This window comes from Neptunitalea chrysea (genome assembly GCF_027924145.1).
Classification (GTDB): Bacteria; Bacteroidota; Bacteroidia; order Flavobacteriales; family Flavobacteriaceae; genus Neptunitalea; species Neptunitalea chrysea.
Window position 1 is genome coordinate 34,568 of record NZ_BRVP01000004.1, and the last position, 26,086, is coordinate 60,653.

Sequence of the window (26,086 nt, forward strand, 5' to 3'; positions counted from 1 at the left end):
CATTTCAATGAGCAAATTAGCAATTAGCACGGCACAAAATGTAAATATAGATTTCAAAATTGTAGGATTAGGAGAACGCTCTATAGCGTTTTTTATAGATTTTGTTATTTTATTTACCTACATGTTAATTGTAGATGAATTGATGGATGTGTCTGAATTATTTGATAGTGATTGGTTGACATACAAAGGTTTTATGGGCTTATTTTTGTTACCTGCAATGTTTTATAGTCTATACTGCAATATACTTTTTGAAGGGAAAACCATAGGAAAGATGATTATGAAACTTAGAGTGGTTAGAATAGATGGTACTCCGTGTCATTGGAATCATTTATTAGTAAGATGGGTTATGAGGTTGTTAGATATTTGGATGTTTACGTTTAGTGTAGGTGTGTTGAGTATTCTGTTTTCTGAAAAAAAACAACGTGTTGGTGATGCAGCAGCCGGAACTGTTGTAATTTCTACAAAGAATAAAGACAAAATTACAAGTACGATATTAGAAGATTTAGATCTTGATTATGAGCCTGTGTATCCTAATGTAATTCAGTTAACTGATAGAGATGCCGGAATTATAAAAGAGGTTTTTCAGTTATCGGTTAAGAATGCCGATTACAAGACGCTTAACATGCTTAGAGAAAGAGTAGCAGATGTGACTCAAATAAATTCAGATTTATATGATAAACAGTTTATAGAGACTGTTTTAAAAGACTATAATTATTATACACAGCAGATGTAAAGCGGTAAATTATTCCAATATTTCTGCCATCATAATTACATTTTCAAAAGGCCACTCTCTTTCATCTGTTCTTAGTTTGCTAATGGTATCTACAACATCCATTCCGGCAATAACTTTTCCAAATGCAGTGTACTCTCCATCTAAGTGAAATGCCCCAGGATTTTGTACTACAATAAAAAATTCATAAGGAGAAGCAAACTTATGAGGGTTATCTATATTACTACTTGGCATAGATACAATACCTCTTCTATGGCTATGTCCTTTAAAATTATCTGGAGGCAATAGGTAATGACCAATTTCATTACGCTTTTTGCTGGTTTTGTAATTGTCTGTATTACCACCTTGTATCACAAAGTTTGGTACTGCCCTGTAGAAATAAGTACTGTCAAAATATTTTTTCTTGGTTAAGTAGATGAAGTTAGCCCTATGGTATGGGGTGTTCTCAAAAAGCTTAATATCTATATTACCATATTTGGTTTTAAGACGTACTTTGTTTTCGGTAATGGTTTTTTCATAGTTAAAAAAGAAATCTACTGCGTTTTTAGTGGTGAGTCTAAAAGTATCTTTTTCTTTTTTTACCTCTTTTACAATTTCTGCAGAAATTGTATCAGTTTTTTGTTCACTAGTATCTATTTCTTTAGTATTTTGTATAGATGATTTAGAAGCTTTATTATTATCTGAACAAGCCTCTAGTGCAACAACCAATACTAATAATAAAACAGCAGAAAAACGTTTTGAAAACATGAAACTTAATGATTTTGTACAATTAGCTTCAAAAATACAAAATATGCCTTTACCCGGAAAAGAGGCACACTATAAAATGAGTTCCGAAGCACGGATTAGGCATATAAAAAAATTTAATGATAATTTTGATGATGCTCGTAAGGCTGCAGTGTTAGCTTGTTTTTATCCTAATATACAAGAAGATGTGCAGCTCTTATTAACCTTACGGCATTCATATAATGGTGTTCATTCTAACCAAATATCTTTTCCTGGAGGTAAATCTGAAAAGGTTGATGTAAATCTTACAGAAACTGCATTACGCGAAACGGAGGAAGAGGTAGGGATACATAGAAGTAATGTAGAGGTGGTTAAAGAATTAAGTAAAGTGTTTATACCACCCAGCAATTTTTTAGTACAGCCTTATTTGGGATATGTGAAAACCACACCCGATTTTACTATTCAGGAGTATGAAGTAGCTACGCTAATTGAAGTAGCATTTGCTGATTTAATGGATGATCATTTTATTGAAGAGGTGCCAATTACTACATCTTACGCCAAAAATATTCATGTACCGGCATTTAATTTCTATGATAATATTGTTTGGGGAGCTACCGGAATGATACTTAATGAAGTTAAAACGCTTTTTAGACAAGCCATGTAAATTGTAATTTGTATTTTTGTGGTTATCTTAAAAACTAAAACCATACATGGGGTTATTTAAAAAGAATCCTTTCGGACATATACTTTTTCTAAAAAAATGGCTTATTAGGTCTGCCGGAGTCATTACACACAGGCGATACCGTGGATTTAACCAATTGCAAATAGAAGGTTCTGAGATTATTAAAGATTTACCAGAAACCAATGTGCTGTTTATTTCTAATCACCAAACGTACTTTGCAGATGTGGTTGCTATGTTTCATGTATTCAATGCAAGTCTTAAAGGCAGAACAGACTCTATTAAAAATGTAGGGTATCTGTGGAATCCTAAATTGAATATCTATTACGTTGCCGCTATTGAAACCATGAAATCTGGTTTGTTACCTAAAATTTTGGCGTATGCAGGTTCTATTAGTATTGAGCGTACCTGGAGGGCAAATGGGGAAGACGTAAACAGACAGGTTAAAATGAGTGATATTAGTAATATTGGTAGAGCGTTAAATGATGGTTGGGTAATCACTTTTCCGCAAGGAACTACAAAACCTTGGAAGCCTATAAGAAAAGGAACTGCGCATATTATTAAAAGATATAAGCCAATTGTTATTCCTATTGTTATTGACGGATTCAGACGTTCGTTTGATAAAAAGGGACTTAATATCAAAAAGAAAGGAATACTCCAGTCTATGGTTATTAAGGCACCTTTAGAAATTGATTATGAGAATGAGTCGATAGATGATATTGTAGAAAAAATAGAATATGCAATTGAGCAACATCCTTCATTTCTTAAAGTACTTACTCCAAAACAAATTAAAGAAATAGAAGAGCTTAACGAGTTAAGAAGATACGGAACAGACTTATAAAAAAAGCGATGATTAATCATCGCTTTTTTTATAAGTCTATTTTCTTTAATTCTTGGTAGTTATCTTTTAGTTTTTTTAGTAAAATACCATAAATTAATTTGTAGAATAGCCAAATTATTAAAAGGAAAATACCAATTAAAAATATGATTAAACCGTACATGATTACATAGAAAACAGTCTCTTGTCCGTTTTTGGTAAATTGCTCATGTAGCTGAATGGTATCGGCATGACTATTAATAAGTATGGTGAGTAATATGAGGCTTGAAACCCCAAAATAAACAAGATTAAACCATACATAATAATTTACAGTTTTACGGGTTCGTAAAATATTTTTTAATAGTGTTTTTACACTATCAATAGAACATATTCTTTTATAGTTTAAAAAGAATAGGTAAATAAATACCAAGAGTCCTGCATAGTATATAATATTAATGACACGTATTATTACACGGTGATAAATTTCTTCTATAATCTCAACATCATACCCGTTATAAGAGCTAGGAATGTTGCTTATTAAAACCATTGCAATCCAAAATACAAACTCAATAATGCTTATGTAAAAAATCCATTTCACTTGTGAAGACGATTTTTTCCACAACATTTGGTGTATTTGGTCGTAAGAAAGCTTTGGAAGCTCTTTTTCCTTACGTTGCCAGTCTTTCTTTAAAAATTCTAATTCATCCATAACTTTATGGGTTCAAGACAGTCTTTAGCTTAGTTTTAATTCTATTCATTTTCACTCTAGCATTTACCTCAGATATCCCTAAGGTTTCAGATATATCTTTATAGTCTCTATCTTCGAGATATAAAAAAACAAGCGCCTTGTCTATATCATTTAATTCTTTAATGGCTTCATACATTAGCTTTAATTGTTGTTCAATAGCATCGTCATATTCTTCAGCCTTCATTTTAAAGCTAATAGGTTCTATCTCCTGTGTTTTTACCTTCTTTTTAGATTTACGGTATAAGGTAATAGCAGTATTAAGTGCAACTCTATACATCCAGGTGCTGAATTTAGCATCTCCTCTAAATTTAGGATACGCTTTCCATAGCTGAATGGTGATTTCCTGAAACAAGTCATTATGTGCATCCTGATCAGAAGTATATAGCCTGCAAATTTTATGGACTATATTCTGGTTTTCTTCTAAAAGGGTTACAAAAGTATGTTGTAATTCTTTATTCACTAATGAGTATTGTTTCTAATATAAGTAGAAAAACGAGTTAAATTGTTACGAAAAAATTTTAATACTATTTAAATTTTTTCTCTTTAGTCATAATTAAATCCTAAAAATGCTAAAAATAAATTAGTTACTGTTTTTTTCATCGTAAATTTATAAAGATAAATTAAATAATTAGTTTTATGAATATACCCAAAACCAAAATGCCTAGAGTTGTAATTGTGGGAGGTGGGTTTGCAGGCATCTCAATAGCTAAAAAACTTAAGGGTCTGCCTATACAACTAGTGATGTTTGATCGTCACAATTACCATACTTTTCAACCTTTATTATATCAGGTTTCCACGAGCGGTTTAGAACCCGATTCAATTGCTTATCCGCTAAGGAAAATCATGAAGAAGCATAAGAACTTTCATTTTAGATTGGCAGAAGTAATTGGCATACATCCTGAAGAAAATTTGGTAGAAACAAGTTTGGGTAAGTTATCTTACGATTATCTGGTGGTGGCAACCGGAACAAAAACCAATTATTTTGGGAATAAGAAAATAGAGGCGAATGCGATGCCTATGAAAACGGTACCTCAGGCATTGAGTATTCGTAGCTTTATGCTTCAGAATTTTGAAAAAGCGAGTGTGACCGAAGATGAAAATGAACGCCAATCATATTTGAATTTTGTAATAGTTGGAGGTGGCCCTACAGGCGTTGAATTGGCAGGTGCTTTGGCTGAGTTAAAAAGAAATGTCTTCCCAAAGGATTATCCAGATATAGATATTTCCAATATGCAAATTCATTTGCTTGAAGGAGCAGACAGGTTGTTGCCTCCAATGAGTGCAACGGCGTCTAAAAAGGCATATGAATTTTTAACGAAGCTAGGGGTTAGTATTCATTTAAACATGTTGGTTACACAATATGATGGTGCAAATGTAGAAACCAAAGACGGAATCTTTTTAAAGGCAAAAACCTTTATATGGTCTGCAGGGGTTACAGGGAATCCGGTGCCGGGAGTTGCAGAAAATGCCATTCATGACAGAGCACATAGGTATATGGTAAATCAATTTAATCAGGTAGAGGGGTATACCAATATTTTTGCCATAGGAGATATTGCTTTAATGATGTCTGATGAGTATCCTAAAGGACACCCACAGCTGGCACAGCCAGCTATTCAACAAGGAGACTTGCTCGCTAAGAACCTGATGAAGTTATTACAAAATAAACCAATGGAACCTTTTAAATATATAGATAAGGGGTCTATGGCTACTATAGGAAGAAATAAGGCTGTTGCCGATATTAAAAAGCTACACTTTGGAGGCTTCTTTGCTTGGTTTATCTGGATGTTTGTACACTTGTTTTCGTTGGTAGGTTTTAGAAATCGTGTAATTGTATTTTTTAATTGGATGTACAATTATATCAATTATGATAAGGCAGCACGTTCTATTTTTAGACCTTATGTGAGAGAAACGAGTGCTAAAGAAGAAGAGGCAACTGTGGTTGCCGAATCGTGAATTATGATAAAATAGGAAACACTCATGGTTAGTGAATTAATCTATAAATCATGAGTGTTTTTATGAAAGTTTTCTAAGCTCATCATCTGTAAAATGAGTTCTTTTTTTCTCTTGTTTAAATTTTTCCTGATTGTATTGACTCGATTGATTTTTAGGAATAGATAAAGAGACCCAATCTGAATCTTTAATCATTTTCCCCAAAAAAACCATTTGACCAATATGGTATGGGTAATGCGCTAATTGACGATTAATAGCTTCGGTAATGGTGTGTCCTTGATTGCGAATATAAACCAGATTAGTAAAGTTGTCTTGGTGTACACTATCTAAAGCTTTAAAAAGGCATGTCCAACCCTTTTCCCAGTAGGCTACTATTTCTTCTTTAGAGGTAAGTGTATCCTCAAATTCATCATCACGGTGACGCCATTTTTTTTCACCATCTTCAGTTAAGAAGTTAGTCCATCTGCTAAGCATATTACCAGCAATATGTTTTATTATAACCGCTACACTATTGGAGGTCTCGTTATAAGTGTAATGAAGTTCCTCTTCGGTAAGTATCGTAATTGTTTTATCTCCTAAGGTTTTATAGTAGATAAATTGTTTTTTAACACTTTCTAAATAGTTTAACTCATTACTCTCCATCAGTGTCAACAAAGTTTATACTTGCAGAATTTACACAATAACGTTTTCCTGTTTCAGTTGGTCCATCATCAAATACATGACCTAAATGTCCGCCACATTTGGCACAAACAATTTCTGTACGAATCATGCCATGACTGGTGTCCTGAATGTATTCTACAGTACCTTCAATGGCGTTGTCAAAACTTGGCCAACCACAATGGCTTTCAAACTTGTTGGTGCTGTCAAATAATTTGGTTCCACATCCTTTGCAGGTATAGGCTCCGTCTTCAAAATATAAGTTGTATTTACCTGTATGCGGATACTCAGTTCCTTTATTTCTTAGAATTCTATATTCTTCAGGAGTTAATTTAGCTTTCCATTCGGCTTCTGTTTTTTCAACAGCATATTTTTTTTCACTCATATTTTTAGTTTCTTTTTCCGTTTGGGCTTTTCCGTTGCAACTTATTAAAATAGCAGTTAGCAATACAAATAATAACCTTTTCATTTTCATAAGCAATTTAATTTTTAATATAAGATACAATTTTTTCAATTACTTTATTGTCTCCAAGTATTTTACGGTGTCCTAATTCCTTTGTAATATAGAGTGTACCGTTTGTAAGGTGTTCTTCTATTTGGTAAGCAGCAGTAACCGGAACATCAACATCGTTTTCATCATGGATTACTAAAACCGGAATTGAGATTTCTTTTGCAGCTATATATGAAGAGAAATCATTCATGGTTTCATTAATCTTGGTTTCAATACGTTTTTTCATCAATTTCCCTACTACAGGTTTCATTTGCATTTGCTTGATGAAGTCCTTAATAATGTCGTCTATTACATTGCCACTACCTATGGTAATAATTTTTTTTATGCTCTTTGGTTGTTTGTAAGCATTAAGTAACGCCATGCCACCTAAAGAATGACCAATAGCGGCTTCAAAAGGGCCTAGTTGCTTTTCTAATTCCAGAATTACCTCTATAAATTCTTTCATATTGGTTTGTTTTCCAGGAGATTTTCCATGGGCAGGAGCATCAAAGCTAACAGTGCTATACCCTTCTTTTAATAAGGCATCGGCAATTTTATATAATTGAGTACCTCTACCACACCAACCATGACTTAGTAATATTTTTTTATTAGAATCACCGTAGGTGTATAAGGTAATCTTTTTTTCTAGTGAAGGAATTTCTATGGTAGTTTGAATGCTGTTAGCATCCATGTGATGTTCTCTTTTAGGAAGCTTATATTTAATAGGCGTCATAAAGAGATTACCTGCATAGAAGGCTGCTAATTTTATAGAAACAAATTGTAATGCTTTCCCTAAATAAATAAATTGAGAAGGTATTTGAATACTTTGTTTTTGGGCCTTGTTTTCTTGTGTCATACTTATGAATAAACTTTATGAAAATAAATTAAGATAGCTTTTAATTTTCTCATCTAATTATTTTAAATTTATCGAGAGTAAAGTTAAATCTTCATGTTTGTTTATAGAACTTCTTTATGAAAAAATTGTGTATTCATAAATTAGATGCGCCTAAATAACTTTACACACCTATTTATTAGACAATGTAAAATTTAAAACCTTACACATAATTTTAAAAAATTAACATAGATGCATCAGGTACAAACTTACTCGTTATTCTCAGACTTTGACATTCATTTATTTAAAGCTGGTAAACATTTTAAATTATATGAAAAATTAGGTGCCCATTTAATGACTGTTAACGGAGTAGAGGGGACCTACTTTGCGGTTTGGGCACCTTCTGCTAAAGAGGTTAATGTAATAGGTGATTTTAATTATTGGGTAGACGGTGAATGCAAGCTTAATGTACGATGGGATTCTAGTGGTATTTGGGAAGGTTTTATACCACATGTAACTAAAGGGGTACGTTATAAATATAAAATTTATTCACACCATAATGGGGTGGTTACAGAGAAAGCAGACCCGTTTGCATTTTTCTGTGAAAGACCACCTAACACGGCTTCTGTTATTTGGGATTTAGATCATACTTGGGATGATGTAGATTGGATGCAGAAGCGTAAGGATATAAATAGGTTAGATCGCCCGTTTTCTGTATATGAGGTACACTTAAGTTCATGGAAAAAGGTAGTGGAAGAAAATCGTTCATTAACTTACAAAGAAATGGCTCAGGATCTTGTACAATATGTTAAGGAACTTGGCTTTACACATGTAGAGTTTATGCCCATTATGGAGTATCCTTTTGACCCTTCATGGGGATATCAGATTACAGGTTATTTTGCCCCAACATCTCGTTTTGGTTGTCCGCAAGATTTTATGATGCTAGTGCAAGAGTTTCATAAAGAGGGAATAGGTGTTATTTTAGACTGGGTGCCTTCGCACTTCCCTGATGACGCCCACGGTTTAGCTAATTTTGATGGAACTAATCTATATGAGCACCCAGATTATAAAAAAGGATATCACCCAGATTGGAAGAGTTGTATTTTTAATTACGAACGTAATGAGGTACGCTCTTTTCTAATTTCTAATGCCATGTTTTGGTTACAACATTACCATGTAGATGGTTTACGTGTAGATGCTGTAGCGTCTATGTTATACTTAGATTATAGTAGAGAGCATGGGCAATGGGATCCGAATAAATATGGGGGAAATAAGTATTTAGAAGCGGCTTCTTTTCTTAAAGAAATGAATGAAGCTGTTTATGGTTCTTTTGAAGGAGTGCAAACTATTGCAGAAGAGTCAACTGCATTTTCAGGAGTATCTAAACCCACATACTTAGGAGGTTTAGGTTTTGGTATGAAATGGATGATGGGCTGGATGCATGATACCTTACTGTATTTTAAGAAGGAGTGTGTTTATAGAAAGTATCATCAGAACGATATTACATTTAGTTTGACGTATGTTTTTTCCGAAAATTTCATGCTACCGTTAAGTCATGATGAGGTGGTACACGGTAAGAAATCTATTTTTGGAAGAATGCCAGGAGATGAATGGCAACGCTTTGCTAATATAAGAGCTATGTATAGCTATATGTTTACGCATCCGGGGGCTAAGTTGTTATTTATGGGCGGTGAGTTTGCACAGAGTAGCGAATGGAATTTTTCTAAGAGTTTAGATTGGCACTTGCTTAAATACGATTTTCATAAAGGAGTAAAGTCGTTAATATCCGATTTAAATAAGCTTTATAAATCGAAACCGGCGTTGTACGAAAAGCAATTTAGTCCGGAAGGTTTTGAGTGGATTAATTTATCGGATGGTAATAATTCGGTACTTACGTATATAAGAAAAGGACATGATGAGAAAAATGATCTTATCATTGTATGTAATTTCACTCTTATGAAACGAGATGTGTACAGAATAGGACTTCCTAAAAGAGGTAAGATTAGGGAGATTTTTAGTTCTGATTATAAAAAATATGGAGGTTCAGGAGTGCGAAATGTAAAAGCCATAGAATCAGATGCAATAGCATGGGATGGCAGAGAACATAGTTGTGAAATCGTTTTAGCACCACTAAGTGTTATGGTTTTCACATATTAATGAAAATTATACCAATATTATTAAATAAAATTTAACAAGAAATTGGTTTATTAGTTATAGATTTATAATCCAAAAACCGATTGTATTATGATTACAAATACTCAGTTAGAATATAGAGGGAATCAATTTCCTTCCGCTATAAAGTCTTTTGAGCAAACTATCAACAATCTTTTCTTTACAACTGAAAATAATGTTGTGTTGTGTGTTACTGTATTGAGAGATAGTTTGTTACGTTTTAGATTTAACACCGAAGGTGTATTTGGAAATGATTTTTCGTATGCCATCGATGAGGAATGTGTACATGGGTATAATAAACTTGAGGTAGAAGAAGATAACTACAAATACATTATAACTACAAATAAAGTTCAGTGTATCTTAAATAAGGCAGATCTTAGAGTAGGTATTTACGATTTAGACGGGAATCCTATTTTAGAAGATGAGTTAGGTTTTCATTGGGAAGAAAATTATGAATACGGAGGTAACATTGTTAAAATGAGTAAGGTTACCGTTGATGGAGAAAGTTTTTTTGGCCTTGGTGATAAAGCTACTCACTTTAATTTAAAAGGAAAGCGTGTTTCTAATTGGAATACAGATGAGTATGCTTATGGGGTAGATAGAGATCCGCTTTATAAAACGGTTCCTTTTTATGTAGGTTTAAGAAGAGGTGTTTCATATGGTATTTTCTTTGATAATACATTTAGAACCTATTTTGATTTTTGTCAGGAACGTAGAAATGTGTCTAGTTTTTGGGCTGACGGTGGAGAAATGAATTATTATTTCCTTTATGGACCGGCCATGGATAGCGTTGTTTCTGTGTATACAGAATTAACCGGGAAACCAGAGCTTCCGCCGTTATGGGCGCTAGGATACCACCAATGTAAATGGAGTTATTATCCTGAAGCTAAAGTAAGAGATGTAACTAGCAAGTTTAGAGAATTACAAATTCCTTGTGATGCCATTTATCTAGATATTGATTATATGGATGGATTTAGATGTTTTACTTGGAATAAAACCTATTTCCCTGATCCTAAAAAAATGGTATCCGATTTAAATGAGGAAGGTTTTAAGACAGTGGTTATTATAGATCCCGGAATTAAAGTAGATCCGGAATACGATGTGTATCAACAAGCTTTAGAAAATGATTATTTCTGTCATAGAGCTGATGGTCCTTATATGCGAGGTAAAGTTTGGCCGGGAAGATGTTATTTCCCTGATTTTACGAATCCTCAAGTACGTGATTGGTGGGTAGATTTATATAAAGAGTTAATAGAGGATATAGGAGTTAAAGGGGTTTGGAATGATATGAATGAGCCTGCAGTAATGGAAGTACCAACAAAAACATTTCCGTTAGATGTACGTCATGATTATGATGGTAACCCTTGTAGCCATAGAAAGGCGCATAATATCTATGGAATGCAAATGGCTAGAGCTACTTATGAAGGGGTAAAGAAATTTGCGTACCCTAAGCGTCCGTTTATTATAACAAGGGCAGCGTATTCGGGAGCACAGCGTTTTACATCGTTTTGGACAGGTGATAATGTAGCAAGTTGGGAACATTTATGGTTGGCTACTGTGCAGGTACAGCGTATGTGTATAAGTGGAATGAGTTTTGCCGGAACTGATATTGGAGGGTTTGCAGAGCAGCCAACGGGAGAATTATATGCACGTTGGATACAGTTAGGAGTGTTTCATCCGTTCTGTAGAACGCATTCTTCTGGAGATCATGGAGAGCAAGAGCCTTGGTCATTTGATGAAGATGTACTGAATATTACGCGTAAGTATATTGAACTACGCTATACATTATTACCTTACTTATATACAGCTTTCTGGAAGTATAGTGATAAAGGAGAGCCTATATTAAAGCCATTAGTGTATTTTGATCAGGAAGATACACAAACACACTACCGTACAGATGAATTTGTATTTGGTCGTCAGATTTTAGTATGTCCAATATTAGAATTTAATGTGCAAGGTAGAAGAATGTATATGCCAAGAGGTAAATGGTACAATTTCTGGACAGATGAGGTGGTTACAGGAGGTAGAGAATTATGGGTAGAAGCCCCATTACATATTATTCCTATTTTTATTAAAGAAGGAGCCATGATACCAAGATACCCTGTTCAGCAATATGTAGGGGAGAAGAAGATTGAAGAATTAGTAATGGATGTATATTATAAACTTGGAGAAGAAAAGAGTGTAGTATATGAAGATGGGCAAGATGGATATGATTATACAAAAGGAAGATATAGTTTAATGAATTTTAAACTTATAGGGAAGAAAGACGAGTTGTTGTTAAAACAGCATTATGAGGGGATGTTTGAAACTTCATATGATGATATTGTGTTTAGATTGCATGGGCTTCCTTTTGAAATAGAGAAGGTGTTTATCAATAATGAAGAGATAAGCTTAGAAAGTTTAATAGTTGAGTCTGGGAATGCTCTAAAGGTTAATAAGATTTTTACTGACTTACGTATTATAGGTAAAAAATAGTGTCGTATTTTTGTAAAAACTCTAATTTATGAAAAGAATAGCTATAATAGCTACATGTTTGTATGTAGTATTGTCGTGTAAAACGAATCCGTTTACAGGGTCGAGTACATTGAATTTTTATCCGAATAGTAAAATTTTCCCAACATCTTTTGATCAGTACAATACTTTTTTGTCTGATAACAAAGTGGAGAAGGGAACCTCTGATGCCCAAATGATAACCAATGTAGGCAAAAAGATAGCAGCGGCTGCTGAGAAATGGTTAACTGCCAATGGGCATGCCGATTATTTAGATGATTACGAATGGGAGTATAATTTAGTACAAGACGAAACGGTGAATGCCTGGTGTATGCCGGGAGGTAAAATAGTTTTTTATACGGGTATTTTGCCCATAGCGCAAGATGAAACAGGGGTTGCGGTGGTAATGGGGCATGAAGTAGCCCACGCCTTAGCCGATCATGGTGCGCAACGTATGAGTGCTTCTACGTTACAACAATTGGGAGGAGTTGCTGGAAACGTAGTTATTAAAGACGAACAAACACTAAGCTTGTTTAATACTGCTTATGCAACAGGTACACAGGTAGGTGTTATGTTGCCTTTTAGCAGAAAGCACGAGATAGAGGCAGATAAAATAGGTCTTACTTTAATGGCAATTGCAGGATATAATCCTGAGGAAGCTGCTGAATTGTGGAAGCGTATGAAAGCAATGGGCTCAAGCTCTACTCCTGAATTTTTAAGTACACACCCGTCTCATGATACCCGAATAGGAAATTTAACCGCTTGGGCTCCTGAAGCTAAAGCTGAAGCCAAGAAATTTGGGGTAACATCTTTTAAATAGATAGAAAAGTTAAGAAATATATAAAAGTACTCTTGTTAAAGGGTGCTTTTTTTATGGCGTAAAATGTTGTTTTGTGATACATTTATAGTCTTAATGATTAAATTTTTTTCCACTATGGAAGTAAAAAGCATATTGTATAAAACCGTGTACTTTCCTTTAATTAAAATTATTATAGGTGCTGTTGTGTGTATTGCATCTTATGTATTAGTAGAAAACCTTTTTATTTATTTATTGGAATTGGTTGGTATACAGGGCGAGTTAAAATTTCTTATTTCAGGAGTTGCTACTGCCATAGGTGTAATTGTAGTATATAAATATTTGTTTCAATTTTATGAAAATCGAAAGGTTACTGAAATCTCTGGAGATAGATTTTTTAAGAATATAGGGTTAGGTGTTTTTGTTGGGGTATTAATGATGTCTCTTACCATAGGGGTTATTTATGTTGCAGGTGGTTATAAAGTAGAATCGGTAAACCCAATATGGTATGTGGTACCAGCCTTAACCATGGCAATAACATCAGCAATTTTTGAGGAAATATTATTTAGAGGTGTTTTGTTTCGGGTGGTAGAAGAAAAGTTAGGTAGTTACATTGCGCTAGTAATATCGGCATTTGTATTTGGGTTATTGCATATGATGAACCCTAACAGTTCTTTAAACGCAGGGATTAGTATTGCCATAGAAGCAGGTTTTTTATTGGGTGTAGCGTATATGTATACTAGAAACTTATGGTTTCCTATAGCAATTCATTTTGCATGGAATTTTACACAATCTACTATTTTTGGTGCGAATGTTTCGGGTACTCAAGTATCTAAAACATTTATTACAGCAAGCATTGAAGGTCCGGAGTGGTTAACTGGAGGAGCTTTTGGTCCGGAGGCATCTATACAGGCACCTATCTTTGGAGTCATTTTATCGGTAGTTTTATTGTTTCTTTGCTATAAGCAAGGACATATTATAAAGCCATTTTGGAAGAAATAAAATAATGCGATTGGGTAATGAACTTTTTAAAATCATTTATCTAATATTGTTAGAGATATTTTTGATTTTTAAGTAAATTGTAAAATAATTCTCAATGTAATTGGTTATTGTCTGTAAATAATTTTATTTTTGGGCTGAACCAACTATAATTATCCATGAAAAAATTAAACTTATTTACAGTTATTCTACTGTGTTTGGTAGTAAACGTTACTACTATATCTTGTTCTAATGATGATGATACAACAGCTGAAGATCCGCAAGTAGAAGACCCTACGAGTAATTATTTTCCTTTAGCTTTAAACAATACTTGGAACTATGATTTTACAGGAGGGGATGATTTAGTTATTGATTTGTATTCTACCTTAACCCATAACGGGAATACCTTTTATATTACAGATTTTATAAACCCTGTGGATGGTGGTGATATGATACAAGGATACCGAGTGGATGGCAGTACGTATTACGGGTATAATGGAGAAACTACTATTGATTATGATTATTCTGGTTTTTCGACTACCGCAACAATTGATCCTGCAGAATTTGTATTTTTTAATGATACAATGGAAGTAAATGAAAGTATAACAACTACTGTAGCGGCTCCAACCGAAATATCTGCTTTAGGAATTTCTGTAGATACTACAACTAATTTTGAGTTTATTGCCACGGTTGTTGGTAAGGATTTAGAAATGACTGTAAACGGAGAAATGTATACGGATGTTATTAAGGTGTATTTAGTAGTGAATGCAGATATTTCAGGCTCTATAGTAACTGAAGAATTGTATTATTATTTTGCTAATAATGTTGGGCCTATTCAGTTAGAAAGCTCTTTAGGAGATTATACACTGTTAACATATACATTAAATTAGTAACTTTTCAGTATTAATCATTTGGTTACTTTTTAAATAAAATTTAATACTATATTTAGCTGTCTTTATTAAGGCAGCTTTTTTTTTAAACTAACTTGTTATGAGTCAAAAATTACAGAAGGGAGATAAGAAATTATTAAACGCTTGGGCTTTTTATGATTGGGCTAACTCGGTTTATAGCTTAGTAATAGCTTCGGCTGTATTTCCTATATTTTATGGAGCATTATTTTCTCAATTAGGAACAACTCATTTAGATTTTTTTGGATTTTCTTTCAAAAACTCGGCCTTAATTAGTTTTGTTACAGCTTTTGCTTTTTTAATAGTGGCTATTATATCACCGTTACTTTCAGGTATCGCCGATTACTTAGGGAATAAGAAGTTTTTTATGAAAGTATTCTGTTATATGGGGGCGCTTGCCTGTATAGGTTTGTATTGGTTTAGTTTAGAGAATATATATATAAGTGTTTTATTCTACTTTTTAGGGTTAGTTGGTTTTTGGGGAAGTTTAGTTTTTTATAATTCTTATTTGCCTGATATAGCATTCGCTGATCAACAAGATGGTATTAGTGCAAAAGGATATTCTTTAGGATATATAGGGAGTATATTTTTATTAATCTTTAATCTTGCTATGATAATGTTTCCTGATGCCTTTGGGATTACGGATGTACCAGGTGACTCTGCAGCCATTAAAGCGATGCGTTATTCATTTATTTCCGTAGGTATTTGGTGGATAGCTTTTAGTCAGTATACATACTATTACTTGCCAAAAGGAAATCATGAAAGACCTAAGGTAACCAAAGACGTTGTATTAAACGGATATAAGGAGTTGCGTAATGTATGGAAGAGTTTGTCTGAAAATAAACGTTTAAAATCTTATTTAGGAGGATTCTTTGTTTACAGTATGGCGGTACAAACAGTTATGTTAGTAGCTACCTATTTTGGTGAGCAGGAGATAGGCTGGGGTGGAGATAAAGAAAAACAAATGGGATTAATAGTAAGTATATTGCTAATTCAGATTATTGCAGTTTTAGGTGCTGTACTAACTTCAAGAGCTTCTAAGAAATTTGGTAATATCCCAACTTTAATAGTTATAAATGTTATTTGGGCAATTATATGTGTAGTGGCTTTTTTTGTTACAGATCCTATTCATTTTTATGTTACCGCTGCTTTTGTAGGATTGGTTATGGGAGGTGTTCAGTCCTTATCTAGATCTACTTACTCTAAGTTTTTACCAGAAACAAAAGACACAACCTCGTTCTTTAGTTTCTATGATGTAGCCGAAAAGATTGGGATTGTTATAGGAATGGCACTCTATGGAATTATAGATCAGATTACAGGCTCTATGAGAAATTCAGTGTTGTTTTTAGTGGTGTTTTTTGTGATTGGAGTCATTTTGTTATTTAGGGTACCAAAAGAAACACAGGCAAGTTAAAACAGCTATTTTTATGTTGACATACTAAAACCCCACTAATGTTCGTTATAAAAAGGCGTATAACATAACGAGGGGAATGAGATTTGTTAAAATTAAAAAATGACATTTAGATGATTTTTGTTAAAGTTTTTATGAGGATTAGCAACTTGTAAACTTTACCAAAATATTAAGTGCAATTTTAAAAAAGCACTAAACAATTTTGTATGTTTTTCATTTTTTAATAAAAATTTAACTTAGCTTTAAAAATACTTTCAAGTTTTAAATAATACGCTATATTTGTGTTTTCGCAAAACAAACCAATATGCATATAAAGAAAATTATTAAGGGTTCTATTGCTTTAGCTTTTACAATTTCACTAGTTTCTTGTAGTGAAGATATTACATTAACTCCGCTTGCTGAAGACGTTCCTCCAACATTTGCAGCATCTGTAGATGGGTCATCTTTCGTAGATACGTTAACAGTGGATGCATATACTACCGAGGTAGACTACGATTTTAATGATGAGGATAATACTATTATCGAACAAGGAACTTACGAGGCTGTTAGAATTTTAGCATCAGATGAAGCTTCTGCTTCAAGTATGGCTATTGTTTTTCCAACCGATGCAGTTGAGGGTACATATGAATTTTCAGATACTCAAGGGTATTATTTAGCTAACTATTTAGTTGCTGGTGCAGATGGTGTAACAGAAGCTAATAGAGCAACTACAGGTATGTTAACTTTAATATTACATAATCAGTCATCGCATTATGTAGAAGGTTATTTTGCTTTTGAAACGCAAGAAAATACAATCACTGGTGGTGTGTTTAAAACCTTCTATACGGTAAATGATTAATCAATCCTAAACCAATTTTAATGAAAATTACTTACAAGTCTTTACTTTATATATCACTTGCAGCTACTACATTATTTTATTCTTGCGATAATGAAATAGTTGATTACGGACAAACAATTGACGATGTTGAGACTGGGACAGCTGATTTAACAGATACAGATGGCGATGGTTTGTCTGATGTGGCTGAAAACATGCTGTTAGGTCAAGATACAGATAGTGATAATATCCCTGATTATTTAGATGATGACGATGATAATGATGGTGTTTTAACAGTGGATGAAATGCCTGATGAAAATGGAAATGGAGTACCTGATGACTCCTATGATTTAGACGGTGATGATATTCCTAACTATTTAGATACTGATGATGACGGTGATGGTGTGTTAACTGAAGATGAAGGTCCACTTGTTATTCAAGATACAGATGAAGATGGGGTTTTAGATTATTTAGATGATGATGATGATAATGACGGAGTGCCAACTTTAGTAGAAAATGGAGGTACGCTTCAAAATTCTGATAGTGATGGTACACCAGATTATTTAGATACTGATGATGATAATGACGGTATCCTTACTATGTATGAAGATTATGAAAATGGATTGGATAGTGATGGAGATGGTATATTAAATTACTTAGAAGAAGATGATGATGGTGATGGAAAATTATCTGACTTTGAAAATGCAGATCCTGACGGAGACGGTGATCCAGTAGATGCATACGATTCTGATGGTGATGGTACACCAGATTATTTAGATATTTACAATTATGATATGACTTCTTGCGATGGGAGTGATAGTGTTGTAGATAATTTTGCTTTATTTGATTTAGAGCTTTATGTATCGGATGTTATGGAGGCTAATTTACCTACAGGTGCATCGATTACAGTATCGTTCCATACAAGTGAGAATGGTGCGTATTATAATAATAATATGGTAAGTAGCACAACAGATTATGTAAATAGTTCACAATCTGAAGATATTGTGTACATGAGAATAATGGACAATATTACAAGTACGTTTACAATTGAAGAATTGTATTTGTTTGTAATTGTTCCTGATACAGCTGGGGGTACAGCTGTGTATGACACATTTGGTAATGAGTGTCTATAAAATTTGTTGCTAATTCAATTTTAAATAACTCACAAAAAAACACCCCTTAACGATATTGTTAAGGGGTGTTTACTATTATAAGGGTTTGTTTTAGGGAGTTAATTTACCTTAGTAATATTACCAGAGCCTGCTGTGTTTAGCTCTCTTGTTACAGGATTTCCTTTGTAATTAATGTCACCAGAACCTGTTATATTTGCTTTTAACGATTGTTTACAGTATAGTTCAACTCCGCCTGAACCAGAAATAGTAACTTTTGCATCGCTAGAAGTTAGTCTGTAGGCTTGAATATCTCCTGAGCCGGTTATATCTGCTCTAAATTCCTCAGTTGTTCCTTCTAATTCTAAGTCACCTGAACCGGTTACGGTAGCTTCTGTCTTTTTTGCATTTATCTTGAAATAAATATCACCCGAACCTGTTACAGAAGTAGTAAACATATTTGTAGCGTAAGTTTCATTAGATGTAATCGATCCAGAACCAGCAAGGCGAGCACTGGCAATTGTGTTTACATTAACTTTAATGTGAATCCCTTTACGAGAGTTGATGCTGTATCCGTCTTTGGTGTAAATGTGTAAAGTATTGTTCTCTACCTCGGTAATAATGTACTCAATAAGATTTTCTTCGGCATCTATGGTAATTTCACCTTCTTTACCTTTAACTAGTTGAACATCATATGATCCGGCCACTTCAATACCGTCAAAACTTGATACATTTCTGGTTTCTGTAGTTTTGTAACCGTTGCCTTTTACTCCATTCCACGAAGCATTACATGCTGTGAAAACTAATAGTGTTAGGATACCTACAATTGTTAGTTTAGTAATTTGTTTCATAATTGATTATTTTATTTTCTATTTAATGTCACGCCACCATATTCACTCTTTATTCTTATATACTTACCAGAATTGTTGTGGGTATAATAGCCTTTATAATGATGACTTGTGTAGTCGGAGTCTTTTAGGGTGAAGGTTAAATTATCCTTACCACTTAGTCCGGCATATTCTAAGTCAATGTCAAAGTTGAAATAGTATTGAGGGTCATAGCCTAAACGGATGCCTGTATAATCGCCTTCAATAGTGATATTGCCAGCTTTGGGGGTAATGTTGTTAATACGAACAGAACCAAATTCTAAGTCTAAATCAATATTACCAAATACACTATCTATTTTAGCAGTTAGGTAGTCGCCGTTTCCTTTTAAGTTCATAATGTCTCCAAAGTAAACGCTGCCATAGTCACATTGATAATAAACGTAATCAGCTTTTTCAACTTTACTATTTGTGTAATCGGCTATAATTTCAAGATGTTTAGTTTTTTCAACTACAAATCCAGAGTAGTCGGCCTGTATTTTACCGTTTTTAATAATGCCAATTCTAGAGTTGGTGGTATAGTCAAACTTTAGGTAGTTATTATCTCCCCATAATTCTCCGATATCTAATTTACCATAATCACAAGAGATTTTGGCGGTGCCGTTTAGTTTGTCAATAATAATGGCTCCGTAGTCATTGTTCAGGTCTACTTCGTTGTTTATCGGAACTTTTATGGTGTAATTAACTTCTATATTTACATTTTTACTATTCCAGCCCCAACCCCATTTACTGTCGCTAAAAATAGTACTAGCACTTACCATGTCACTATTGGCATCAAAATTAACATGTATTTCATTTAGTTTTTCGATTACTTTTTTTTCATTGTTACCGCTGGTTTTTATAACTACTTCAATAATGGTTTTATTCTCATTCCAGCTGGTTATATTTAAGTTACCATAAGAATTATCAACTTTTAGTAAAGCATATGGAGTAACAGTAAACTCTTTTTTAACTGTCTTTTCTTTCGTATATTTACCTTTAGGAACTCCGTTATTATGAGTGTTAGCAAATGCTATTTGAATAGAAAATACTACTAAAAGTAGGGATTTACATAATGTTTTCATGGGTTTCGGTTTTAATAGTTTTAACATCATCAATAGTTTGTAGAACTTGTTGTAATAGTTCTATTCTTCTTTGTAAGTTACTTATCATGGCATAAATAACACGTTTATCGGTACCCTTTTCAATAAGGTCTGTTTTAAGTTTTTTATAATCATTCTCTAATTTGTTCACTTGTTTTACAGCATCGTCAACAATTTGTTTGGTTTCAGGGGAGTTGTTTTCCTTCTGAAGTTTTTCTAATTCTTGGTTGATAATACCAGTAAAATAGGTTTGTGATTCATAAAGCTTAGGTGCTACACTTGCTAAATCATCAGACTTTTGTATGTTATTGTTGAGAACTCCAAAAGTAGCTGTAAACATAATAACGATAGAAGCGGCAACATACCACCAGGTTTTATTAAATGTTCTTTTTTTAGATTGTGTGGTTAGTCCTTGTTGATTTTGCAACATTCTTTCAAAATTTGCCATATGATTTTCAGAAGGTTCATGTATATCTAATGACCCTTGTAAATCGCCAAATAAATCATCTATTTTATCTTTGTCTAAACGCATTGGACTATTAATTTTTTTCTTAAACTTTCTTTCGCTCTAGATATAATGGTTCTACAGTTGGCTGCAGAGATTTGCATGATATCACATATTTCCTCATAATCAAATCCTTCAATTAAGAATAAGGTTAAAGCAACTCTGTAATTGTCGTTAAGCGTTTTCATGATTTCCAATACTTTTTGAGCCTTCACATTGGTAAACTCATAATCAGCTTCAATTCCGTCATTGTCTTCAACCTTATATAAAATATTGTCAATATCTACAGATTGAGATTTTTCATTTTTACGGTATTGTTGAATACTGTTATTTATTACTATTCGTTTTAACCAAGCACCAAAAGTAACTTCTCCTTTAAAAGAGTCTAGCTTTGTAAAAGCACTTAAAAAAGACTCTTGCATAATATCTTCCGCTTCAAAGGAGTCTTTTACAATTCGTATAGCAGTGTTGTACATAGCTTTATAATACGAGTTATAAATTTCCAACTGCGCACTTTGGTTTCCCTTTTTACATAAGCGAATCAGTTCCTTAATATGTTGGTTATCGTGGCTCAAAAAGTTATTCTTTCTAGTAAAGATGAAGTTACTTAGTTTTTGTTACACTTTCAAAAAAATATATTTTCAAAATAGGTAGCATACACATTATAAAGTAATTGGCATAACTATTGCCTTAAAGTAGTAGTAATATACTTGATAAGAGTGTATTTTTGTGATTAATAATTGTTTAGAAAGAAAAGTTGATAATGAAAGTGATTGAAACATTGCTTTTAATGTGACATATTGACTGATAAAATAATATGAAGAAATTGAAATTTTCAAATATGGACATGTTGTCATTACAGGGTATTGACGAGGATTCTGAGTTAATTCCTTTAATGACTCCGGAAGACGAAGAAGAAATACAGAGAGAAGAGCTGCCTGAATCGTTATCAATTTTACCTTTACGAAATACCGTATTGTTTCCTGGGGTAGTTATCCCGATATCTGCCGGGCGCGATGCCTCTATTAAATTAATTAATGATGCAAATAATAGCGGTAAGGTAATTGGTGTAGTCTCTCAAAAGGATGAAAATGTTGAAACACCGACTTTAGAAGATATTAATACAGTAGGAACTGTAGCTAGAATATTAAGAGTGTTAAAAATGCCTGATGGTAACGTAACTGTTATTATACAGGGTAAAAAACGTTTTGCTATTACCGAAATAGTAGAAGATACTCCTTATTTAAAAGCTGCTATTTCTGAAGTGCCAGAACAAAGACCAGAGATAGGAGATAAAGAGTTTTCGGCAATCATTGAATCTGTTAGAGATTTATCATTACAGATAATTAAAGATAGCCCTAATATTCCTACTGAGGCTTCTTTTGCTATTAAAAATATTGAGAGTAATTCGTTTTTAATAAACTTTGTTTCTTCTAACATGAATCTTAATGTGAGTGAGAAGCAGGAGTTGTTAGAGATAAATGACCTTAAAGAGCGTGCTTTAGCTACTTTGAAATTTATGAATGTAGAGTCGCAAAAACTGGCTTTACGTAATGATATTCAATCGAAAGTAAGACACGATTTAGACCAGCAGCAACGTGAGTATTTCTTGCATCAACAAATGAAGACTATTCAAGAAGAATTGGGAGGGGTTTCATATGAGGCAGAAATTGAAGAAATGCGCGAGCGTGCTAAGACTAAAAAATGGGATGATAAAATAAAAGAGCATTTTGAGAAAGAGCTAGCTAAAATGCAACGAATGAATCCTCAGGTAGCAGAATATTCTATTCAACGAAATTATCTTGATTTGTTTTTAGACTTACCTTGGGAAGAGTTTTCTAAAGATAATTTTGATTTAAAGAGAGCGCAAAAAGTACTGGATAAAGATCATTATGGTTTAGAGGATGTAAAGAGACGTATTATTGAGTATCTAGCGGTACTAAAGCTTCGTAACGATATGAAGTCTCCTATTTTGTGTTTATACGGGCCTCCTGGGGTTGGTAAAACATCGTTAGGGAAATCTGTAGCAGAGGCTTTAGGGAGAGAATATGTACGTATTTCTTTAGGCGGTTTACGAGATGAGGCAGAAATAAGAGGACATAGAAAGACTTATATAGGGGCTATGCCGGGTAGAATTATCCAGTCGCTTAAAAAGGCAGGTACTTCTAATCCTGTATTTGTGTTAGATGAGATTGATAAGCTTTCTGTAGGTCATAATGGAGATCCTTCATCTGCTATGTTAGAAGTATTAGACCCTGAGCAGAATACTGAGTTTTATGATAACTTCTTAGAGTTAGGATACGATTTGTCTAAGGTGATGTTTATTGCTACAGCTAACAGTTTAAACACTATTCAGCCAGCTTTAAGAGATCGTATGGAGATTATTAACGTAACCGGATATACCATAGAGGAGAAGGTAGAAATTGCAAAACGCCACTTGTTACCAAAACAATTAAAAGAGCATGGTTTAAGTAGTGATAACCTTGTGATTGGCAAACGAGAGCTTGAAAAAATTGTAGAAGGGTATACAAGAGAATCTGGGGTAAGAGGATTAGAGAAGCAAATTGCCAAAATGGTAAGATATGCTGCCAAATCTGTGGCAATGGAAGAAGAGTATAACATAAAAGTTACGGTTGAAGATGTTGAGAAGGTGCTTGGGCCTGCCAGATTGGAACGCGATAAGTATGAGAATAATGATGTAGCGGGTGTAGTAACCGGATTGGCATGGACCAGTGTGGGAGGAGATATCTTATTTATAGAATCTATTCTGTCTAAAGGAAAAGGAGCAATGAGTATTACGGGTAACCTTGGTACAGTTATGAAAGAATCTGCTACCATTGCGTTACAATACATTAAAGCAAATGCTGATGAATTAGGAATTGATGCAGAGATATTTGATAAATATAATGTACATATTCACGTTCCTGAAGGAGCAACTCCAAAAGACGGACCAAGTGCTGGTATTACTATGTTAACCTCGTTAGTGTCATTATTTACGCAACGTAAGGTGAAAAAGAGCTTGGCTATGACAGGTGAAATCACGTTACGCGGTAAGGTGTTACCCGTAGGTGGAATTAAAGAAAAAATATTAGCTGCTAAAAGAGCAAGAATAAAAGAAATTATTCTTTGTGAAGATAACAGAAAAGATATTGAAGAGATAAAAGAGAGCTATTTAAAAGGACTTACGTTTCATTACGTAAAAGAAATGAGCGAAGTGGTAGCTATTGCGGTCACCAATCAGAAGGTGAAAAAGGCCAAGAAATTATAAGTGAAATAGCCCTGTGTATACAGGGCTTTTTTATAGCTCTATGTAGAATGTTGAATGGAGTAGTAATTTAAATGTAGGAGGATTAAAATATTCTTTAATACTGCACGTTGTTTAAACAAGATTTATTTATTTTGCGCACATGCAAAAATTCTGGCTAACCTTATTTTTACTTTTAAACTGTTTATTTATCTATGCCCAGATGGGAGGTAAGTATACTTATCAGTTTCTAAATCTGGTATCTAATCCTCGTCAGGCAGCGTTAGGAGGAAAGGTTATAACCAATTACGATAACGACGTTTTACAACCTATTTTTAATCCGGCAAGTATAAATAATGATATGAGCCATCAATTGGCTTTAAGTTATGTAAATTATCTTGGCGATGTAGGGTATGGTTCTGCTGCCTATGCCTATAAATACGATAGGTATGTAAACACAATTCATGGAGCAATTACGTATGTAAACTACGGTAATTTTGAGGGGAGAGATGAATACGGAAATGTTACTGGAGATTTTAGTGGAAGCGAAACTTCTTTATCTTTTGGATGGGCATATCAAATTCCGTGGTCCGATTTTCATGTAGGAATTAATACAAAGTTTATTTATTCTACCTTTGAAAGTTATAACTCTGTTGGTGGAGCTTTTGACCTTGGGTTGATGTATATTGATGATAAGCTAGATTTTAATGCTGCTATTGTGGTTCGTAATATTGGTGCGCAATTCACTACCTATGCCGGACAACAAGAACCCTTACCCTTACAAGTAGATGTAGGGCTTTCTCAATTATTAGAACATGTACCTATTCGTTGGCATTTAACCTTTGAAGATTTACAATACTGGAATGTTTCTTTTTCAAATCCAGTAAACTCAGAGGAGTCTTTAGATGGTACGGTAACCGAGGAAAAAGATAATATTTTTAAAGAAGTATTTAGGCATACCGTAGTTGGGGCAGAATTATTTCCTGATGGTAATTTTAATATTCGTTTGGGATATAACTTTAGAAGAGCGGCAGAAATGAAAATAGAGGAGTACAGAACCTTTTCTGGATTCTCTGGTGGCTTTGCTCTTAAAATAAATAAAACAAAGATTAGTTATACCTTTGCTCGGTACACAAATGCATCTCACAGTAGTTTGCTTGGGTTGCAGTTTGATTTAGAGTAGGTTTCCAATTTCAAAAATCAACTATGACAAAAAAAATTATAATAGCGATTGATGGTTTTTCTTCAACCGGTAAAAGTACTATGGCTAAAAAATTGGCCAATCAACTCGGTTTTATTTACGTAGATACTGGGGCAATGTACCGGGCTGTAACCCTCTATGCTATGCAACATAATTTAGTAGCTAAAGAGTATACTAATACCGAAGACTTAATAGCTTCTTTACCACAAATACGATTAACTTTTACGCTTAATGAGCAGCTTGGGTTTGCTGAAATGTATCTTAACGGAGTTAATGTAGAGAATGAAATACGTACCCTTGAAGTATCTTCATTTGTAAGTACGGTAGCCGCTATACCGCAAGTACGCCAAAAGTTGGTAGAGGAGCAGCGAGCTATGGGAAAAGAAAAAGGGATTGTAATGGATGGTCGCGATATTGGTACAGTGGTATTTCCTGAGGCTGAGTTAAAATTGTTTTTAACGGCGTCGGCAAAAGTTAGAGCAGAAAGACGTTTTAAGGAGTTAACCGATAAAGGAGATAATGTAAGTTTTGAATTGGTATTAGAGAATATAGAGCAACGCGATCATATAGATTCTACACGTGAAGATTCGCCTTTAAAGAAGGCTGAAGATGCTATAGAAATAGATAATTCAGATTTAAGCAGAGAAGAACAATTTAGCCTTATTTTAGATATTGTTTCAAAAAATTAGCTAAAAAGAGTTTTTTAAGAGATAAGTGCTTGTTAATCAAAAAGGAAGTTTGTACTTTTGCACTCCTTTTTAGCACGGTTAAGGAAGAAGAGGGGATAGAATTATTTATTTTTAATAACAACTTCTGTTATATAGTGTTTAACTTTCTTATATAGAGCAGAATACAAATTTTTAATC

General features: G+C 33.7%; 25 protein-coding genes. 15 read left to right on the plus strand and 10 right to left on the minus strand.

Annotation, left to right across the window (positions count from 1 at the left end; translation table 11 throughout):
- Nucleotides 1-7: 7 nt before the first annotated feature.
- Nucleotides 8-733 carry an RDD family protein gene (locus NBRC110019_RS03360; protein ID WP_281752371.1) on the plus strand — a complete coding sequence of 242 codons (726 nt, stop codon included), beginning with the start codon at nt 8-10 and terminating at the stop codon, nt 731-733.
- A 9-nt stretch (nt 734-742) separates the two neighbouring features.
- Here NBRC110019_RS03360 and NBRC110019_RS03365 read toward each other — a convergent pair whose 3' ends face one another.
- Nucleotides 743-1,477, minus strand: a complete 735-nt coding sequence (locus NBRC110019_RS03365; protein WP_281752373.1) for a peptidylprolyl isomerase — start codon at nt 1,475-1,477, stop codon at nt 743-745.
- On the opposite strand from NBRC110019_RS03365, the gene NBRC110019_RS03370 reads away from it, so the two are divergent.
- On the plus strand, nt 1,476-2,117 hold the full coding sequence (locus NBRC110019_RS03370) for an NUDIX hydrolase (protein ID WP_281752375.1): 642 nt from the start codon (nt 1,476-1,478) through the stop codon (nt 2,115-2,117). The genes NBRC110019_RS03365 and NBRC110019_RS03370 overlap by 2 nt on opposite strands.
- Before the next feature lie 46 nt (nt 2,118-2,163).
- Nucleotides 2,164-2,973, plus strand: a complete 810-nt coding sequence (locus NBRC110019_RS03375) for a lysophospholipid acyltransferase family protein (protein ID WP_281752378.1) — start codon at nt 2,164-2,166, stop codon at nt 2,971-2,973.
- 28 nt (nt 2,974-3,001) lie between these two features.
- Here the strand turns inward: NBRC110019_RS03375 and NBRC110019_RS03380 are convergent, their stop codons facing one another.
- Both NBRC110019_RS03380 and NBRC110019_RS03385 read right to left on the minus strand, forming a co-directional pair.
- On the minus strand, nt 3,002-3,658 hold the full coding sequence (locus NBRC110019_RS03380) for a DUF8845 family protein (protein WP_281752380.1): 657 nt from the start codon (nt 3,656-3,658) through the stop codon (nt 3,002-3,004).
- Nucleotides 3,659-3,662: 4 nt separating this feature from the next.
- The gene (locus NBRC110019_RS03385) at nt 3,663-4,157 is read right to left on the minus strand and encodes an RNA polymerase sigma factor (protein WP_281752382.1); all 495 of its coding nucleotides are present in this window, start codon (nt 4,155-4,157) and stop codon (nt 3,663-3,665) included.
- Nucleotides 4,158-4,333: 176 nt separating this feature from the next.
- Here NBRC110019_RS03385 and NBRC110019_RS03390 point away from each other — a divergent pair, with 176 nt between their 5' ends.
- Complete coding sequence (locus NBRC110019_RS03390) at nt 4,334-5,650, plus strand: NAD(P)/FAD-dependent oxidoreductase (RefSeq protein WP_281752384.1); 1,317 nt, start codon at nt 4,334-4,336, stop codon at nt 5,648-5,650.
- Nucleotides 5,651-5,710: 60 nt separating this feature from the next.
- Here NBRC110019_RS03390 and NBRC110019_RS03395 read toward each other — a convergent pair whose 3' ends face one another.
- From NBRC110019_RS03395 to NBRC110019_RS03405, 3 genes are read right to left on the minus strand one after another with little or no spacing between them, the layout of a single operon-like run.
- Nucleotides 5,711-6,289: a DUF1572 family protein gene (locus tag NBRC110019_RS03395; RefSeq protein ID WP_281752385.1), complete on the minus strand. Its 579-nt coding sequence runs from the start codon at nt 6,287-6,289 to the stop codon at nt 5,711-5,713.
- A complete protein-coding gene (msrB, locus tag NBRC110019_RS03400; RefSeq protein WP_373876991.1) occupies nt 6,279-6,773 on the minus strand; it encodes a peptide-methionine (R)-S-oxide reductase MsrB in 495 nt (164 codons plus the stop codon). The genes NBRC110019_RS03395 and msrB overlap by 11 nt, the downstream gene beginning before the upstream one ends.
- 13 nt (nt 6,774-6,786) lie before the next feature.
- Complete coding sequence (locus NBRC110019_RS03405; RefSeq protein WP_281752387.1) at nt 6,787-7,650, minus strand: alpha/beta fold hydrolase; 864 nt, start codon at nt 7,648-7,650, stop codon at nt 6,787-6,789.
- A 228-nt stretch (nt 7,651-7,878) separates the two neighbouring features.
- On the opposite strand from NBRC110019_RS03405, the gene glgB reads away from it, so the two are divergent.
- From glgB to NBRC110019_RS03445, 8 genes are all read left to right on the plus strand, one after another.
- Nucleotides 7,879-9,783 (plus strand): 1,4-alpha-glucan branching protein GlgB, encoded by a 1,905-nt coding sequence (gene glgB / locus NBRC110019_RS03410; protein ID WP_281752389.1) that lies wholly within the window; start codon nt 7,879-7,881, stop codon nt 9,781-9,783.
- A gap of 87 nt (nt 9,784-9,870) precedes the next feature.
- Nucleotides 9,871-12,273 (plus strand): glycoside hydrolase family 31 protein, encoded by a 2,403-nt coding sequence (locus tag NBRC110019_RS03415; RefSeq protein ID WP_281752391.1) that lies wholly within the window; start codon nt 9,871-9,873, stop codon nt 12,271-12,273.
- Between the two features lie 28 nt (nt 12,274-12,301).
- Nucleotides 12,302-13,108, plus strand: a complete 807-nt coding sequence (locus NBRC110019_RS03420) for a M48 family metallopeptidase (RefSeq protein ID WP_281752393.1) — start codon at nt 12,302-12,304, stop codon at nt 13,106-13,108.
- Nucleotides 13,109-13,222: 114 nt separating this feature from the next.
- The gene (locus NBRC110019_RS03425) at nt 13,223-14,086 is read left to right on the plus strand and encodes a CPBP family intramembrane glutamic endopeptidase (protein WP_281752395.1); all 864 of its coding nucleotides are present in this window, start codon (nt 13,223-13,225) and stop codon (nt 14,084-14,086) included.
- A 155-nt stretch (nt 14,087-14,241) separates the two neighbouring features.
- Nucleotides 14,242-14,952, plus strand: a complete 711-nt coding sequence (locus NBRC110019_RS03430; protein ID WP_281752397.1) for a hypothetical protein — start codon at nt 14,242-14,244, stop codon at nt 14,950-14,952.
- Nucleotides 14,953-15,052: 100 nt separating this feature from the next.
- Nucleotides 15,053-16,384 (plus strand): MFS transporter, encoded by a 1,332-nt coding sequence (locus NBRC110019_RS03435; RefSeq protein WP_281752399.1) that lies wholly within the window; start codon nt 15,053-15,055, stop codon nt 16,382-16,384.
- A 301-nt stretch (nt 16,385-16,685) separates the two neighbouring features.
- Nucleotides 16,686-17,219: a hypothetical protein gene (locus NBRC110019_RS03440; RefSeq protein WP_281752401.1), complete on the plus strand. Its 534-nt coding sequence runs from the start codon at nt 16,686-16,688 to the stop codon at nt 17,217-17,219.
- 20 nt (nt 17,220-17,239) lie between these two features.
- Nucleotides 17,240-18,328: an FIDD domain-containing protein gene (locus tag NBRC110019_RS03445; RefSeq protein ID WP_281752403.1), complete on the plus strand. Its 1,089-nt coding sequence runs from the start codon at nt 17,240-17,242 to the stop codon at nt 18,326-18,328.
- Nucleotides 18,329-18,426: 98 nt separating this feature from the next.
- On the opposite strand, the gene NBRC110019_RS03450 is transcribed toward NBRC110019_RS03445, so the two are convergent.
- The 4 genes from NBRC110019_RS03450 to NBRC110019_RS03465 are packed head-to-tail and all read right to left on the minus strand — an operon-like array spanning nt 18,427 to nt 21,350.
- The gene (locus NBRC110019_RS03450) at nt 18,427-19,155 is read right to left on the minus strand and encodes a head GIN domain-containing protein (RefSeq protein ID WP_281752405.1); all 729 of its coding nucleotides are present in this window, start codon (nt 19,153-19,155) and stop codon (nt 18,427-18,429) included.
- 11 nt (nt 19,156-19,166) lie between these two features.
- A complete protein-coding gene (locus NBRC110019_RS03455; protein WP_281752407.1) occupies nt 19,167-20,252 on the minus strand; it encodes a hypothetical protein in 1,086 nt (361 codons plus the stop codon).
- Nucleotides 20,236-20,802 carry a hypothetical protein gene (locus NBRC110019_RS03460; protein ID WP_281752410.1) on the minus strand — a complete coding sequence of 189 codons (567 nt, stop codon included), beginning with the start codon at nt 20,800-20,802 and terminating at the stop codon, nt 20,236-20,238. The genes NBRC110019_RS03455 and NBRC110019_RS03460 overlap by 17 nt, the downstream gene beginning before the upstream one ends.
- Nucleotides 20,793-21,350 carry an RNA polymerase sigma factor gene (locus NBRC110019_RS03465; protein WP_281752411.1) on the minus strand — a complete coding sequence of 186 codons (558 nt, stop codon included), beginning with the start codon at nt 21,348-21,350 and terminating at the stop codon, nt 20,793-20,795. Before NBRC110019_RS03465 ends, NBRC110019_RS03460 begins: the two co-directional genes overlap by 10 nt.
- A 242-nt stretch (nt 21,351-21,592) precedes the next feature.
- Here NBRC110019_RS03465 and lon point away from each other — a divergent pair, with 242 nt between their 5' ends.
- The 3 genes from lon (at nt 21,593) to cmk (ending at nt 25,909) form a co-directional block, all read left to right on the plus strand.
- Nucleotides 21,593-24,043 carry an endopeptidase La gene (gene lon, locus NBRC110019_RS03470; protein ID WP_281752413.1) on the plus strand — a complete coding sequence of 817 codons (2,451 nt, stop codon included), beginning with the start codon at nt 21,593-21,595 and terminating at the stop codon, nt 24,041-24,043.
- A gap of 139 nt (nt 24,044-24,182) precedes the next feature.
- Nucleotides 24,183-25,202, plus strand: a complete 1,020-nt coding sequence (porQ, locus tag NBRC110019_RS03475) for a type IX secretion system protein PorQ (protein WP_281752415.1) — start codon at nt 24,183-24,185, stop codon at nt 25,200-25,202.
- 23 nt (nt 25,203-25,225) lie between these two features.
- Entirely contained in the window at nt 25,226-25,909 is a 684-nt protein-coding gene (gene cmk / locus NBRC110019_RS03480) for a (d)CMP kinase (RefSeq protein WP_281752417.1), read from the plus strand.
- Nucleotides 25,910-26,086 lie beyond the last annotated feature (177 nt).

What these genes read in the sequence shown, in the direction of transcription:
- NBRC110019_RS03360 (WP_281752371.1), top strand. Translation starts at nt 8, where the DNA reads ATGAGCAAATTAGCAATTAGCACGGCACAAAATGTAAATATAGATTTC.
- NBRC110019_RS03370 (WP_281752375.1), top strand. Translation starts at nt 1,476, where the DNA reads ATGAAACTTAATGATTTTGTACAATTAGCTTCAAAAATACAAAATATG.
- NBRC110019_RS03365 (WP_281752373.1), bottom strand. Translation starts at nt 1,477, where the DNA reads ATGTTTTCAAAACGTTTTTCTGCTGTTTTATTATTAGTATTGGTTGTT.
- NBRC110019_RS03375 (WP_281752378.1), top strand. Translation starts at nt 2,164, where the DNA reads ATGGGGTTATTTAAAAAGAATCCTTTCGGACATATACTTTTTCTAAAA.
- NBRC110019_RS03380 (WP_281752380.1), bottom strand. Translation starts at nt 3,658, where the DNA reads ATGGATGAATTAGAATTTTTAAAGAAAGACTGGCAACGTAAGGAAAAA.
- NBRC110019_RS03390 (WP_281752384.1), top strand. Translation starts at nt 4,334, where the DNA reads ATGAATATACCCAAAACCAAAATGCCTAGAGTTGTAATTGTGGGAGGT.
- NBRC110019_RS03395 (WP_281752385.1), bottom strand. Translation starts at nt 6,289, where the DNA reads ATGGAGAGTAATGAGTTAAACTATTTAGAAAGTGTTAAAAAACAATTT.
- msrB (WP_373876991.1), bottom strand. Translation starts at nt 6,773, where the DNA reads ATGAAAAGGTTATTATTTGTATTGCTAACTGCTATTTTAATAAGTTGC.
- NBRC110019_RS03405 (WP_281752387.1), bottom strand. Translation starts at nt 7,650, where the DNA reads ATGACACAAGAAAACAAGGCCCAAAAACAAAGTATTCAAATACCTTCT.
- glgB (WP_281752389.1), top strand. Translation starts at nt 7,879, where the DNA reads ATGCATCAGGTACAAACTTACTCGTTATTCTCAGACTTTGACATTCAT.
- NBRC110019_RS03415 (WP_281752391.1), top strand. Translation starts at nt 9,871, where the DNA reads ATGATTACAAATACTCAGTTAGAATATAGAGGGAATCAATTTCCTTCC.
- NBRC110019_RS03420 (WP_281752393.1), top strand. Translation starts at nt 12,302, where the DNA reads ATGAAAAGAATAGCTATAATAGCTACATGTTTGTATGTAGTATTGTCG.
- NBRC110019_RS03425 (WP_281752395.1), top strand. Translation starts at nt 13,223, where the DNA reads ATGGAAGTAAAAAGCATATTGTATAAAACCGTGTACTTTCCTTTAATT.
- NBRC110019_RS03430 (WP_281752397.1), top strand. Translation starts at nt 14,242, where the DNA reads ATGAAAAAATTAAACTTATTTACAGTTATTCTACTGTGTTTGGTAGTA.
- NBRC110019_RS03435 (WP_281752399.1), top strand. Translation starts at nt 15,053, where the DNA reads ATGAGTCAAAAATTACAGAAGGGAGATAAGAAATTATTAAACGCTTGG.
- NBRC110019_RS03440 (WP_281752401.1), top strand. Translation starts at nt 16,686, where the DNA reads ATGCATATAAAGAAAATTATTAAGGGTTCTATTGCTTTAGCTTTTACA.
- NBRC110019_RS03445 (WP_281752403.1), top strand. Translation starts at nt 17,240, where the DNA reads ATGAAAATTACTTACAAGTCTTTACTTTATATATCACTTGCAGCTACT.
- NBRC110019_RS03450 (WP_281752405.1), bottom strand. Translation starts at nt 19,155, where the DNA reads ATGAAACAAATTACTAAACTAACAATTGTAGGTATCCTAACACTATTA.
- NBRC110019_RS03455 (WP_281752407.1), bottom strand. Translation starts at nt 20,252, where the DNA reads ATGAAAACATTATGTAAATCCCTACTTTTAGTAGTATTTTCTATTCAA.
- NBRC110019_RS03460 (WP_281752410.1), bottom strand. Translation starts at nt 20,802, where the DNA reads ATGCGTTTAGACAAAGATAAAATAGATGATTTATTTGGCGATTTACAA.
- lon (WP_281752413.1), top strand. Translation starts at nt 21,593, where the DNA reads ATGAAGAAATTGAAATTTTCAAATATGGACATGTTGTCATTACAGGGT.
- porQ (WP_281752415.1), top strand. Translation starts at nt 24,183, where the DNA reads ATGCAAAAATTCTGGCTAACCTTATTTTTACTTTTAAACTGTTTATTT.
- cmk (WP_281752417.1), top strand. Translation starts at nt 25,226, where the DNA reads ATGACAAAAAAAATTATAATAGCGATTGATGGTTTTTCTTCAACCGGT.